The 13464-nt window shown below is 72.5% G+C and carries 9 protein-coding genes; 4 read left to right on the plus strand and 5 right to left on the minus strand.

The annotated features are described in order from the left end of the window. Positions 1–40 precede the first annotated feature (40 nt). Both MET9862_RS05570 and MET9862_RS05575 read right to left on the minus strand, forming a co-directional pair. Positions 41–2185: a peptidase domain-containing ABC transporter gene (locus tag MET9862_RS05570; RefSeq protein ID WP_210248090.1), complete on the minus strand. Its 2145-nt coding sequence runs from the start codon at positions 2183–2185 to the stop codon at positions 41–43. Between the two features lie 2 nt (positions 2186–2187). Continuing rightward, positions 2188–3465: a beta-barrel domain-containing protein gene (locus tag MET9862_RS05575; RefSeq protein WP_142582115.1), complete on the minus strand. Its 1278-nt coding sequence runs from the start codon at positions 3463–3465 to the stop codon at positions 2188–2190. A gap of 641 nt (positions 3466–4106) precedes the next feature. On the opposite strand from MET9862_RS05575, the gene MET9862_RS05580 reads away from it, so the two are divergent. Then, entirely contained in the window at positions 4107–4346 is a 240-nt protein-coding gene (locus MET9862_RS05580; protein WP_142582116.1) for a hypothetical protein, read from the plus strand. A 148-nt stretch (positions 4347–4494) separates the two neighbouring features. Here MET9862_RS05580 and MET9862_RS05585 read toward each other — a convergent pair whose 3' ends face one another. Beyond that, positions 4495–7230, minus strand: coding sequence for an ATP-binding protein (locus MET9862_RS05585; protein ID WP_142582117.1), 2736 nt, complete (start codon positions 7228–7230; stop codon positions 4495–4497). A 354-nt stretch (positions 7231–7584) separates the two neighbouring features. Here MET9862_RS05585 and MET9862_RS05590 point away from each other — a divergent pair, with 354 nt between their 5' ends. Continuing rightward, entirely contained in the window at positions 7585–7896 is a 312-nt protein-coding gene (locus tag MET9862_RS05590; protein ID WP_185156757.1) for a PilZ domain-containing protein, read from the plus strand. 132 nt (positions 7897–8028) lie between these two features. Beyond that, on the plus strand, positions 8029–9045 hold the full coding sequence (locus MET9862_RS05595) for an aldo/keto reductase (RefSeq protein WP_142582119.1): 1017 nt from the start codon (positions 8029–8031) through the stop codon (positions 9043–9045). A 16-nt stretch (positions 9046–9061) separates the two neighbouring features. On the opposite strand, the gene MET9862_RS05600 is transcribed toward MET9862_RS05595, so the two are convergent. Both MET9862_RS05600 and MET9862_RS05605 read right to left on the minus strand, forming a co-directional pair. Beyond that, positions 9062–12343 (minus strand): DEAD/DEAH box helicase, encoded by a 3282-nt coding sequence (locus MET9862_RS05600; protein WP_142582120.1) that lies wholly within the window; start codon positions 12341–12343, stop codon positions 9062–9064. A 174-nt stretch (positions 12344–12517) separates the two neighbouring features. After that, positions 12518–12811 (minus strand): DUF2312 domain-containing protein, encoded by a 294-nt coding sequence (locus MET9862_RS05605; protein WP_142582121.1) that lies wholly within the window; start codon positions 12809–12811, stop codon positions 12518–12520. Positions 12812–13098: 287 nt separating this feature from the next. On the opposite strand from MET9862_RS05605, the gene MET9862_RS05610 reads away from it, so the two are divergent. Further along, positions 13099–13437: a hypothetical protein gene (locus MET9862_RS05610; protein ID WP_142582122.1), complete on the plus strand. Its 339-nt coding sequence runs from the start codon at positions 13099–13101 to the stop codon at positions 13435–13437. Positions 13438–13464 lie beyond the last annotated feature (27 nt).

Below are 13464 nucleotides of genomic sequence, written 5' to 3' on the forward strand. Positions count from 1 at the left end.
TATCCCGCCAAAGGGATGATCCCTTTGGAAACCCGGACCTTCAGCCTGCGAGCGCCTTGAGGGGGCTCGCGGCGTCGGGCTGCTCGAAGGCGAGCACCTGATCGGCATGGGCGATGGTGGCCGGACGGTGGGCCACGATGATCCGCGTCATGGCGAAGTCGCGCAGGGAGGCGGCGATGGCGGCCTCGGTCGGCTCGTCGAGATGGCTCGTCGCCTCGTCGAGGAACAGGATCTCGGGCCGCCGGTAGAGGGCGCGGGCCAGGATGACGCGCTGCTTCTGCCCGCCGGAGAGGGTCGAGCCCATGTCGCCGACCAGCGTCTCGAAGCCCATCGGCGTGCGGCGGATGTCGGCGAGGATCGCGGCGCGCGCCGCGCATTCCTCGATCCAGGCGGGATCGGGCCGCTCATCGAAGCAGGAGATGTTCTCGGCGATCGAGCCCGCGAACAGGCCGTCGCTCTGCATCACGCCCGCGATCCGGCCGCGATAGGCATCGGGGCCGATGGCGCGGATGTCCTGCCCGTCGACCAGCACCCGCCCCTCGCTCGCCGGGATCAGGCCCATCATGATCTTCATCATGGTGGTCTTGCCGCAGCCCGACGGGCCGGTGATGGCGAGGCTCGATCCCGCCTCCACCGAGAAGGACAGGCCGCGGAAGATCCAGGGCTCGTCGGCGCCGTAGCGGAGCGCCAGCCCGCTCGCGGCGAGCGCGCCGCGCTTGGCGCCGGGCCGGATGATCGCGGGGGTGGCGATCTCGGGCCGGGCCGCGTCCGGCCGCTCCTCGGGCTCGGTCAGCACGATGTCCGAGAGCCGGTCGGTCTGCACGCCGAGCATGCGCAGCTTGAACCCGGCATCGAGCAGGTTGCCGATCCGGCCGGAGAACTGGTCGCGGTAGCTCAGGAAGGCCACCAGCATGCCGAGCGTCATCGACTGGTCGATCACCGCGCGGGCGCCGAGCACCAGCAGGATCAGCCGGTCGGCCCCGAACATCAGCTCGTTGGCCCGCCCGAAGATGAGGTCGAGCCGCTGCAGGCGCAGCCGCGCGTTGAGCGCGGTGACGAACTGGTTCATCCAGGCGCCGCGGCGGCGCTCGCGGAGCCCCAGCAGCTTCACGCTCGCCATGCCGCGCACCGTCTCGATGAAGTGCGTCTGCTGGCGCGCCTCGGCCACGATCGCCTCCTCGCTGCCCTCGCGATAGGCGTTGAAGGCGACGACCCGCAGGACACCCGTCAGCACGGTGGAGGCGACGACGACGAGGGCGAGCCAGCCGCCGTAGACGGCGAGCATGATCAGCATGCCGACCGCCATGATGCCGTCGAGCACCGCCTGGACGAGGTCGGTGGTGAGCCCCTTCTGGATGGTCGCGAGCGAGCCGAAGCGCGAGATCACGTCGCCCACATGCCGCTTCTCGAAATAGTCGAGCGGCAGGCGCGAGAGATGGTCGAACAGGCCGCCCGACCATTGGTAGTTCAGGGTCGAGCCGGCGAGCATGATCGCCCAGGTGCGGGCGACCGCGAGCGCCAGTTGCATCAGCAGCATCAGCACGACGCCGACCGCGACCACCAGGAGCAGGTCGAGGTCGGCGTTCACGATGACCTCGTCGATGACGATCTGCGAGGCGATCGGCATCAGGATGGCGACGAGCTCGATCCCGAGCGACAGGACGAGGATCTGCCCGAGCGCCCGGCGCAGGCCGCCGACGTTGCGGAACAGGTCGCGCAGGCGGAAGCCCCGCGCGGGGGCCTCGCGCACGAAGGTCGTCGTGGGCGTGACCTCCAGCGCCACGCCGGTGAAGTCGCGCGAGGCCTCGGCGAAGCTCAGGGTGCGCCGGCCGCGGGCCGGGTCGTGCACCACGATCCCCTTGGCCCGCACCGCGGCGAGCACCACGAAATGGTTGAGGCCCCAGTGCAGGATGCACGGGGTCTTGAGCCGCGCGAGGTCCGTCAGCTCGATCCGCAGGGCTCGCGTCGCGAGCCCCATCGTGCCGGCGAGGTCGATGAGGTTGCGTAGCGTCATGCCCTTGAGCGACAGGGCGTGGCGGCGGCGCAGCGCGCCGAGATCGACGTGGCGCCCGTGATAGCCGAGCACCATGGCGAGGCAGGCCATGCCGCATTCCGCGGCCTCGGCCTGGAGCACGACCGGCAGGCGCCGGCCGAAGCCGAACTGGAGGGTGTCGCGAAAGGCCACGCTCAACCGCCCTCGGTGACCAGATCGACGCTGCGCTTGACGCGGTAGAGCGGGTCGAGGAGCCAGCGGTAGAGCGGACGCGTCTCCAGGGCGATATCGGCCTCGACGCGCATGCCGGCCTCCAGCCGCCGCCGCTCGCCATAGGCCATCACGCCGTCCGCGTCGGGCCGCACGATGACGCGGTAGATGCCGCCGGGGCGGCCCCGCGCGCCGTCCTTCGCCACGGGCACGTCGTCCCCTTCGAGGGGCGCGCGCGTCACCTCCGTGACGATTCCGCGGTAGAGGCCGAAGCGCTGGAAGGGGAAGGCGGCGTAGCGCAGCATCACCGCGGCTCCGGCCTCGATGAAGCCGATCGAGGCGGAATCCACGTAGAGGTTGGCCTGGAGCCGGCCCTCGCTCGGCAGCAGGGTGAGGAGCGTCGCGCCCGCCGCCACGCCCTGGCCGGCCTGGGCGCGGATCGAGGTGAGGATGCCGGATTCCGGCGCGCGCACCTCGATGGCCCGGCGGGCCTCGCTCTCGGCGCGTTGCTGCTCGAGCTGCGCGGCGCTGCGGTCGAGGTCGGCGAGGTCGCGGGCGAGGCGGTCGTCGAAGGTGGCGAGCTGCGATTTGAGGTCGCCGATGCGGCCGGCGAGCTGGAGGCTGGTCTGCCGGAACTGGGCGAGTTGCGTGCTCGCCTGCATGTAGAGGTAGTTCTGGCTCTGCAGGTCGGCGGCGCGGGCGAGCCCGTTGGTGACGGCCTTCGCGAGCACGTCCACCCGCTCGCGCAGGGGCTGGACCAGCTTCTCCTGCAGGTCGATCTGCTCCGTGAGCTGGCGCGCCTGCGCGTCGAGATTGTCGATCTGCTCGGCGAGCGCACGCTTCTCGGTCTCGGCGGTGGCGGCGCGCAAGGAACGCTGGCGGGCGACGCTGTCGCGCTGGCGTCCCAGCTCCTCGATGATCCGGGTCTGGGTCGGGCCGCTCGCCGAGATGGCATCGAGGTCGACCGTGTAGAGGAGCTGGCCGCGCTCGACGCGGGCACCCTCGCGCACGCCCGCGCTGCCGATGCGGCCGGCGACCGGGCTCGTCAGGGTGATCAGCCCGACATTCGGAGTCAGCAAGCCCTGCGCGTGGATGCGCCGGGTGTAGCTGCCGAGCACCGCGAAGAGCAGGACGGCCATCACCAGGGCCGCGCAGACGCAGGCGGTCAGGCGGATGGGCAGGGGCTGAACGATTTGCGCTTCGCCGAGCCACGCGTCCCGGCGCGCCTCGGCGACCTCGCGGCGAAAGAGCGGCGACGTCATCGGGGCCTTCTGGCCGCTCGGGCGGGGGAAGATCAAGGGTCAACGGCGCCCGGGACTGTTCCGCGCCTCGCCGCGGCGCGGAATCCGCCGACGGATCCAGCGGATTCCGCCGCATCGTGGCCACGATCCGCCATGTTGCGCCGCACAATTCCAGACGCGGCCGGATGCGGGCGACACGGCGCGGACGGCGCGAGGCTTAAAGTCCTATATCCGTATCATCTCAAAGGCTTAGGCCGAAGTCTTAGCCGGCTGGCCGGGCGATCGCGGGCCCACCCACGGCAGGCTTTCATCCGGACTGCGTCATCCGACCGCAGGCATCCGGATTTGTCTCGTGGGGACGGCCGCTTGCGCGGCACCGTTCGGCGGAGCCCTCCGCCACGCTGCCGCCACATTGTGGGTTCCGGCGATGGCATCGGATCCGGAAAAGGGCCGCTCTCCGAAGGTTTTGCCTCTCGTCCTGAGCGGTTCCATGCCGTCCGCGGCGTATGCACCCAATCGATCGCCGTATTGCCATGCACAATTCGAAGATCTTGATGCGGGTGCCGTGCTGTGGTCCCTTGAATGCAGAAGCGTTGCTTAGAGCGCTTCATCTGCAGAGCAGGATAACCTGTTCTACAGTCATGCAATCTAGGAGAACATTTATGTCGCAGAACTTCGATACGATCCGCGAGCTCGATGCTGCCGAGCTCGATCAGGTCGGCGGTGGCCTCGATCTCGGCGTGGGGGTCGGCGTGCACCTCGATGCCAGCCAGGAACTCGGAGCCGTGTCGGGTTTGGTCGATCAGGTCGGTGGCCTCGTAGGCGGCCTCGTGGGCGGCCTGCTCGGTGCCGTGGGCGGCGTGGTCGGTGGCGTCTCCGGCAGCGTCGGCCTGAACAAGTAAGGCCGGCCCCGGACGGGTCCGCCGCGGCGGACCCGTCCGGGTTTCGTGACGCCGCGCCCGGTCCCGACAGGACCGGGCGCGGCGTCATGCGTTGGGTCCTGTCCCCAGCCGGCGTACCGGACCGCGATCCATCGCTCCGGACGCTGGCTCAGGACAGCCGGCCAGGGTCGGAGGCCGCGTCGGTCTCGCGGATCAGGCCGCCGGTCTCCGCCGCAGCAGCGCGGGCAAGGCGCCGGACGGCACCGAGCGCGTCGACGAACACGGTCTCGCCGGACGCCTCCAGGGCCAGGCAGGCCTTGCCGAGGGCGGTGAAGCCGATCTGGCCCGCCGCGGTCGCCAGCATGTGCGCCTGCGCCCGCAGGACCGGCGCGGCCTCCCCCTCCGCGAAGGCGGCCTCCGCCTCGGCCTGGAAGTGCCGCAGCAGCCGCCTCAGGGTGTCGGGCGGCAGGCGGGCCGCGCTCTCCGCGTAGCGCCGACGATCGAGCGTCGAGGCCGGCACCGCGGCAGGCTCCCGCCGCGGCAGGGCAAGCCAGCGGTCGACGCGCGCGCGCAGTTCGGTCGGCCGGAAGGGCTTGGCGAAATGGTCGTCCATGCCGGCCGCCGCGAAGGCGCCGATCTGGTCCGGCAGCACGTTGGCTGTCATGGCGATCACCGGCACCGTGGCCGCCCGGCCCGGCAGGCTGCGGATCAGGCGCGTGGCCATCATGCCGTCGAGGCCCGGCATCTGGATGTCCATCAGGACGAGATCGAGGTCCAGGGTCTCGGCGGCGCGCACGGCGCCGAAGCCGTCCTCGGCGACCTCGACCGCGTGGCCGGCGGCGCGCAGCACGGTGGCGGCAAGCTCGCGGTTGATCGCAGCGTCCTCGACCACGAGGATCCGCCCGGACGATGCCGGCTCCGGGGCCGGGACCGAACTCCGCGGGACCGGCCGCGGCCGCGCCCCTTGCCCACCCGGCGGTGCGGGAAGGGTCAGGCTGACCGTGAAGGTCGCGCCGCGGCCGGCCTCGGAGACGAGATCGATCGTGCCGCCCATCCGTTCCACCAGCCGGCGGCTGATCGCGAGGCCCAGCCCCGTGCCGCCGAAATCGCGGCGGATCGAGCTGTCCGCCTGGGCGAAGCGCTCGAACAGCCGCGCCTGCTGCGCCGGCGCGATGCCGATGCCGGTATCGCTCACCGCGATGCGGATCCGCTCGCCTTGCGGCGAGCGCCCCGCGTGGCCGAGATGGAGGCGGACGGTGCCGCGCGGCGTGAACTTCACGGCATTGTTGAGCAGGTTGAGCAGGACCTGCCGCAGGCGGCCCGGATCGGCGACCAGAATCTCGGGGATCGCCGGGTCGACCTCGAGGACGGTCTCAAGCCCCTTCTCGGCGGCGGCGGCACCGACGATGCCGAGGCAGGTGGCCGCCAGGTCTCGCACCGCGACGGGCTCCGGGCACAGATTGACCGTCCCGGCCTCGACGGCGGCGAAGTCGAGGATGTCGTCGACCACGGTGCGCAGGCTCTCGCCGGCCACCTGGGCGAGGTCGGCGTAGCGGCGCAGGTCGGGATCGAGCCGGCCCGACCCGGCGAGCAGGCTGGCGAAGCCGATCACGGCGTTGAGCGGCGTGCGGATCTCGTGGCTCATGGCCGAGAGGAAATCGGTCTTGGCGGCGTTGGCCTGCTCGGCCTGGGCGCGGGCGGCCTCGGCGGCGGCCTTGGCGGCCTCGGCGGCGGCCTTGGCCTCCACCAGCGCCTGCTCGGTGTCCTTGCGGGCGGTGATATCGAAGGTGAGGCCGGTGACGCGGGCCACCGCGTCGTCCGCATCGCGCGTGGGCCGGCCGATCGCCTGGATCCAGCGCGGGGGACCCGCGCCGGTCGGCACGCGGAAGGCCACGTCGAAGGTCCGGCGCGCCGAGACGGCCTCGCGCACCGCGCGCAGCACCGGCGCCCGGTCGGCGGGCAGGATGCGCCGCATCCAGTCCGCGAGCCCGATCACCGCCGGCCGGTCCCCCGGCAGTCCGTGGCGGCGCGCGCTCTCCGGCGAGAGGATGATGTGGCGCGTGCCGAGCGTGACGTCGAACAGGCCGGCGGCGGCCGCCTCCTGGGCGAGGCGCAGCAGGTCCCCGGTCTGCTCCAGCGCCTTGCGGGCGGTCACGATCTCGTCGATGTCGAGGGCCGAGCCCAGCCAGCCGAGCCAGCGCCCGTCCCGGCGCAAGGGCCGGAACACGAGCTGGTGCCAGCGATAGCCGCAGGCCTGGCCGCGGATGCGGGCCTGGACCTCGCACGGCCGCGCCTGCTCCCGCGCGGCGAGGCAGGCCGCCGCGATCCGCGGGCCGTCCTCCGGGTGGAAGCGGCCGGTCCGAGCCGCGCGCGTGGCGCCGATCGGACCGCAATAGGCCTCGAAGGCGCGGTTGGCGTAGAGGGTCTCCCCGGTCTCGGCGCCCTCCATCCAGACGAGTTGCGGCAGCGTGTCGGCGAGCGTCCGGTCGCCCGCGCCGACGAGCCCGGCGCCGGGCTCTGCGCCCCGGCGCAGGCCGGCGAGCGTGGCATCGCCCTCCGGCACCGGGCGGATCGTCGCGACCCGGCCGCCCTCCGGGAGCGGGCGGAAGGAGGCCTCGGCCGTGACGAGGGCGCCGCGGGCGTCGAGGAGGTTCAGGGGCAGCGGGCCGGCGGCGCCGCGCGCCAGGGATTGGGCGATAGCCTCCCCGTCGCCGGGACGGAGCAGGGACAGGAAGGGGCGCCCGACGAGATCGGCCGGCGCACGACCCAGCAGATCATGGGCGCCCGCCGACGCGAAGGTCGTCAATCCTGCGCGGTCGATGCGCAGCACCAGCCCGGCCACCGCGTCGAGCACGGCGGCGAGATCGTCGGATTCGGGCGCACCGGTCATGGCGGACGGGAGCATCGGGCGCTCTACGGGATGGGCGGGCGGTCGCGGAGCCGCTCCGGCGCACCGGACCGGGCTCGGACGGCAGAGAGGATGGATCCTGTCCGCGATCGCGGGGGGAGAGGCAGGCGAAGCATCACCCGACCCCTAATCGCGCGAAGCTGAACCAGCGATGGATCGAATTTTATCTTGCGTGACGCCTAAAACTGAATGCAATGAATGTCCAGACGCCGATTTCCCTCGCCCAATACGGCGATTTACCACTTAAAGTTGTTGAAGATGCTCGGGTCTTGCATCGCCGCGGGATCGGCGGGACTCCGCCCCGGCCCGACCGCTCCTGAGGAAAGCCCGTCAGCCGTGGACGAGGTCCGGATGTCCGTCTCCGCCGAGCGGCGCAGGGCCCCCCGCTATCTCGTCACGCTGTCGGCCCAGGTCGTGGCAGCGGAGCGCGTCTACCGGACCGAGGTTCTGGACGTGAGCGCAGGCGGCATGCTGCTCGCCCCGGCGAGCGGGCTCTCGGTGGTGCGCGACACGGCGCTGGAGATCGCGGCAGCGATGATCGGCCCGGTTCGGGCGCAGGTCGTCGCCGTCAGCGACCACGGGATCCATCTGCGGATCGACCCGCCGACGCGCCGCTACGATTCGGCGATCGAGCGGCTGGCGATCCTGTCCCAGGCCTGGTAGCGCCGCCGACCCGGGCGTCGTACACGCCAGAATTGCACGATCCGGGCTTGCGGGCCGGGGCATCGCGGACGCACACCTGTCGCGGTCGCGCCCGGCACGGGCGCCGCGACAGAACCGGGCAGCAGACATCCCATGCAGTACCGTTCCCTCGGCCGCTCCGGCCTGAAGGTCTCGCCGATCTGCCTCGGCACGATGATGTTCGGAGGCGCCACCGACGAGCCGACGAGCGCCCGCATCATCGCCAGCGCCCGCGAGGCCGGCATCAATTTCATCGACACGGCCGACGTCTACAACGAGGGCCGCTCGGAGGAGGTCACCGGCCGCGCGATCGCCGCAGACCGCGACGCCTGGGTGCTGGCCACCAAGGTCGCCAACCCCATGGGGCCCGGCCCGAACGACCGCGGCCTGTCGCGCGTGCACGTGATGCGCGCGGCCGAGGCCAGCCTGCGCCGCCTCGGCACCGAGGCGATCGACATCTACTACCTGCACAAGGAGGATCACGGCACGCCGCTCGAGGAGACGGTGCGCGCCATGGGCGACCTCGTGCGCCAGGGCAAGATCCGGCATTTCGGCGTCTCGAACCACCGGGCCTGGCGCGTCGCCGAGATCTGCCGGATCTGCGACGCCCTCGGCATCGACCGGCCGGTGGTGAGCCAGCCCTATTACAACGCCCTCAACCGCATGCCCGAGACCGAGCACCTGCCGGCCTGCGCCCATTTCGGCCTCGGCGTGGTGCCCTACTCGCCCCTCGCCCGCGGCGTGCTCACCGCCAAGTACGATCCCGACGCCCCCCCGCCCGCCGATACCCGCGCGGGGCGGCAGGATGCCCGCATGATGCAGACCGAGTGGCGGCCGGAATCCCTGCGCATCGCGCGGACGTTGAAAGCCCATGCGGAGGCGCGCGGCATCACCGCCGGGCAGTTCGCGAGCGCCTGGGTGCTGAACAACCGCCTGATCACCGCGGTGATCGCGGGGCCCCGCACGGAGGCGCAGTGGCAGGACTATCTCGGCGCGCTCGCCTACCGCTTCACGCCCGAGGACGAGGCGCTGGTGGACGGCCTCGTCGCGATCGGCCACCCCTCGACGCCGGGCTACAACGACCCGGCCTACCCGATCGAGGGCCGCCTGCCGGCGAGCGGGGCGGCCTGAGGGCCAGCGCCCGCCCCTATCCCGCCACCTCGCAGGCCTCGGCGATGCGGTCGAGGAGGTCGGCGGCGAGCTGCCCGCGGGCGGCGGCGTCGGCGGCCTCGCGCTTCAGGATCACCCGGTCGTCGCGCAGCGTCAGCCCGTCGCCGAGGGCGAGCCGGCGCGGGCGGCGGCCCGGATGGAAATCCGCGGCCACGCCCTGCGGGCCGCCGCTGAGCCGGGCGATGCCGAGCGCTTGGCACTGCACGCGGAGGCGGGCCAGGGTCACCAGGGTCTCGACGGCCTCCGGCATGCGTCCGAAGCGGTCGTCCGTCTCGGCGCAGAGGGCGTCGATCTCGGCCGTGCCCGTCAGCCGCAGCAGGCGGGTGTAGAGGCCGAGCCGCACCTCGGGCTCGGGCATGTAGTCCACGGGAATCGAACCGGCGAGGCCGAGACGGATCTCGGGCCGCCAATCCTCGGCCGGCTCGCCCTTGGCGGCACGCAGCGCCAGCTGCAGGATGTGCTGGTAGAGGCCGAGCCCGATCAGCTTGACATGGCCGGCCTGGGCATCGCCGACGAGGTCGCCCGCGCCGCGATGGTCGAGGTCGCGCGCCGAGATGGTGAAGCCCGCCCCGAGCCGGTCGAGGGCCTCCAGGGTGCGCAGGCGCTTCTCGGCCCCGGGCGACAGGGGCCGGTCGGGATCGTTGAGCAGGTAGGCGACGCCCCGCCGCTGGCCGCGGCCGACGCGCCCGCGCAGCTGGTGGAGCTGGGCGAGGCCGAAGCGCTCGGCGTTCCAGACCAGCATGGTGTTGGCCCGCGGCACGTCGAGCCCGCTCTCGATGATGCTGGTGGCCAGCAGCACGTCGCCCGCCCCGTCCGCGAAGCGGATCATCGCCTCGTCCATGGCGGCGGGCGTCATCGCGCCGTGGGCCAGGGTGACCGAGAGTTCCGGCACCGCCTTGCCGAGGCGCGCGGCCATCGGCTCCAGATCCTCGATGCGCGGGCAGACCACGAAGCTCTGGCCGCCGCGGCGGTGCTCGCGCATCAGGGCCGCGCGCACGGTCTCCGTCTCGAAGGGGGCGATCACCGTGCGGATCGGCTGGCGCACGGCCGGCGGCGTGGCGATGACGCTGAGCGCGCGCAGGCCCACCAGCGCCGATTGCAGGGTGCGCGGGATCGGCGTCGCGGTCAGCGTCAGCACGTGGCCACCGCCCGCGAGCGCGCGGACCTCGTCCTTGATCTTGGCACCGAAGCGCTGCTCCTCGTCGATCACGGTCAGCCCGAGATCGGCGAAGCGCACGCCCTTGCCGGCGAGCGCATGCGTGCCGACCACGACGCGGATCGAGCCGTCGGCGAGCCCGGCCTTCACGCGCTTGGCCTCCGCCGGCCCGACGAGGCGCGAGAGCTGGCCCACCGCGAAGCCGAACCGGGCGAGACGCCGCTCCAGGGTCTGGACGTGCTGGCGCACGAGCACCGTGGTCGGTGCCACCAGCGCCACCTGCCGGCCCGCGAACAGGGCGGCGGCGATGGCGCGCAACGCCACCTCGGTCTTGCCGAAGCCGACATCGCCGCAGACCAGCCGGTCCATCGGCCGGCCCGAGCCGAGATCGGCGAGGACCGCCTCGGTCGCGGCGGCCTGGTCCGGCGTCAGGGTGAAACCGAAGCCGGCGGCGAAGCGCTCCATGTCGCGGTCGGACGCCGTGATCGCCGGCGCGCTCGCCCCGGCACGGCTCTCGGCGAGCGCCACCATGGCGCGGGCGGTGCGGGCGATCATCGCCTCCGCCTCGCTGTGGCGCCGCGTCCAGGAGGCGCTCGCGAGACGGTCGAGGCCGACCGCCTCCGGATCCGAGCCGTAGCGCCAGACCCGGTCGGCCTGGGCGACGGGCAGCATCAGGACGTCGTCGTTGGCAAAGCGCAGGCGCAGCGCCTCCCCGGCCTCCGAGCCCGGTCCCGAGCCGACCGGCTCCAGACCCTCGAAGACGCACAGGCCGTTGTCGCGGTCGACGGCCACGTCGCCGGTGCGCAACTCCACCTCGCCGAGGGGCAGGGCCGGCCCCCGCGCCTCGGCGGCGCCCGCGTGCTGCCCGTAGAGGTCGGCCGCGGCGAAGACGGCGAGGCCCTGCTCCGGCACCCGGAAGCCCGCCTCGATCGGTGCGGCGAGGGCGACGATCTCGCCAGGCTTGGCGCCCTCGGCCTCCGCCCACCGGCCGATCGGCCGAACCCGGCGCTCGGCGGCGCGCTCGGCCTGCCGGGCAAGGCGGCGCAGGGCGCGCTCGGGACCGGCCAGAACCACGCGCTCGCCGGCCTTCAGGCGCTCGCGCAGCACCTTGCCGAACGCCGCGTTCGGTCGGCTCTGACGGACGAAGGCCGGCAGCACGAGATCCGCCCCGTCCGCCTCCGTCGCCGCGGCGAGGCGGCGGGCCTTCACGGCCTTCGCCCACGCCTTCGGGTCGAGATAGAGCCCGTCCGGCTCGTGCGGGGCGCCGCCGCTCTCGCGCCCGTCGGCGATCTGCTCGAAGAAGGCCTGGGCGCGAGCCTCGACGCCGGCCTCGACGACGAGGCGGCCATCCGGGATGCAGTCGAGCAGAGCCGTCAGGGTCGGGTAGAACCGCGCGAGCCGGTGCTCCTGGCCGGTGAAGGGCCGCAGGCGCTCCTCGGAGCCCGGCGCGAGGATGATCTCGGTGGCGGGATCGATCACCAGATGGTCGGTCTCGTCGCGCGAGCGCTGCGAGACCGGATCGTAGGCGCGGATGCTGGCGACCCGTCCCCCCTCGTGCTCGACCCGGCAGGGCAGCGGCGCGGCGGCGGGAAAGACGTCGAGGGTGCGCCCGCGGATCGCGAATTCGCCGGGCTCGTCTACCCGGTCGTCGAGGATGTAGCCGAGGCGGGTGAGCGCCGCGCTCATGGCCTCGGCCTCGATCCGGTCGCCGACGCGGATCTCGACGCGGGCGTCGGCCCAGGTCTCCGGCGGCGGCACGCGCTGGATCAGGGCCGGCGCCGTGGTGAGCAGGATGCCGGGCAGATTGTCCCGGTCGGTCAGCCAGCGCAGCACGCCGGCCCGTGCGCCCATGACGCCGCGCGAGGGCGAGGCACGATCGAAGGGCAGGCAGTCCCAGGCCGGGAAGACGGCGACGGTCAGGGCGGGATCGAGGGCCCGCAGGATCGCGGCGATGGCCTCCAGCCGGTGCTCGTCGCGGGCGATGTGGACGAGGGGGCGGCTCCGTTCGGCGAGCCCCAGCAAGGCCACCGCCAGGGCGCCGGTCGGCACCAGCGGCGCCTCCGTCTCGGGGGTCCGGTCCGCACTCGCTCTGCGCTTGGCCATGGGGGATCTTGGGATCACGCTCGCACGGGGCGTCCGCCGCTCGCCTGCGGCGGACGCCCCGAAAGGGGTCTGCTTCGAGAACCCGCGAGCCCGCATCCGGCTCCGCCTTCCGCGGAGCTGTCCCCGGATTTTCGCTCAGACGCCTGACTCAGGCGCCTCGGTCAGGCGGCTTGCTCAGGCGGCCTGCGCGACCGGATGGGCGACCGGCGCGGGGCTCGGCGCGTCCATGGCGCGGAGATAGAGGTCGAGCAGCGTCTCCTGCTCGTCGCGCTCGTCCTTGTCCTGCTTGCGCAGCTTCAGGATCTCCTTGAGCACCTTCACGTCGAGACCCTCGCCCTTCGCCTCGGCGAAGATCTCCTTCTTGGTCTCCATCAGGTCCTTGATCTCCTCGTCGAGGCGCTCGATGCGCTCGATGATGGAGCGGATGCGGTCGCCTGCGACGCCCACGGTGTCGGTCGTGTCGGACATGCTCACTCCTTGGCTGATCCGGGCCGGCACCCTCGCGGATCAGGGTCAACGGAGGGTTAAGCACCCGCACCGAACAGGCGCCTGTGCGGAAGCCAGGCCCCAAGTGATTGACAGGATTGAAACTCCGTTTTCCGGCGCGTATTCTCGGCCCGTTGAGCAATAACGAGTCCAGTCTTAATCGTAACAAATGTTGATCTCGGGCCGACTTTGAGCGCCGGGATATCCATGCTTCGGGGTGCGTGACGACGATGATGGAGGGTGAGGTGGACGGCGAGCGTCTCTCTGAGGTGTCCAGGCTCGCGGACGTCCTGGCGGATCAGGTTCTGCGCGAGAGCATGATCGGCGAGACGTCGATGACCAAGCTGACCGCGCTCGGCAAGGCGGCGCTGCTGCTGCAGGACTACGACCAGCCCGTGCCGGACCTCGTCGTCGACGTGCTCACACGCGCCACCCAAGGGGACGACGAGGGCGAGGACGGGGCGGAGACCGGGCCGCGGGACGGGGCGGACGGCCGGGATTCCTTCGACGTGAGCGATCTCGGCATGGGCGAGGATCCCGAGGGCCGCGACGCGCGCCCGCGCCTGCTGCCGCGCCTGATGCAGTCCCTGCGCCTGCCGCGCGGCTGAGAGCCCGGTCGCGCGGGCTCGTCCGCT

The organism is Methylobacterium symbioticum, assembly GCF_902141845.1.
Classification (GTDB): domain Bacteria; phylum Pseudomonadota; class Alphaproteobacteria; order Rhizobiales; family Beijerinckiaceae; genus Methylobacterium; species Methylobacterium symbioticum.

Bases quoted from the DNA above. Each gene is read 5' to 3' on its own strand.
- MET9862_RS05575 (WP_142582115.1), bottom strand. From the start codon at position 3,465: ATGACGTCGCCGCTCTTTCGCCGCGAGGTCGCCGAGGCGCGCCGGGAC.
- MET9862_RS05580 (WP_142582116.1), top strand. From the start codon at position 4,107: ATGTCGCAGAACTTCGATACGATCCGCGAGCTCGATGCTGCCGAGCTC.
- MET9862_RS05585 (WP_142582117.1), bottom strand. From the start codon at position 7,230: ATGCTCCCGTCCGCCATGACCGGTGCGCCCGAATCCGACGATCTCGCC.
- MET9862_RS05590 (WP_185156757.1), top strand. From the start codon at position 7,585: ATGTCCGTCTCCGCCGAGCGGCGCAGGGCCCCCCGCTATCTCGTCACG.
- MET9862_RS05595 (WP_142582119.1), top strand. From the start codon at position 8,029: ATGCAGTACCGTTCCCTCGGCCGCTCCGGCCTGAAGGTCTCGCCGATC.
- MET9862_RS05600 (WP_142582120.1), bottom strand. From the start codon at position 12,343: ATGGCCAAGCGCAGAGCGAGTGCGGACCGGACCCCCGAGACGGAGGCG.
- MET9862_RS05605 (WP_142582121.1), bottom strand. From the start codon at position 12,811: ATGTCCGACACGACCGACACCGTGGGCGTCGCAGGCGACCGCATCCGC.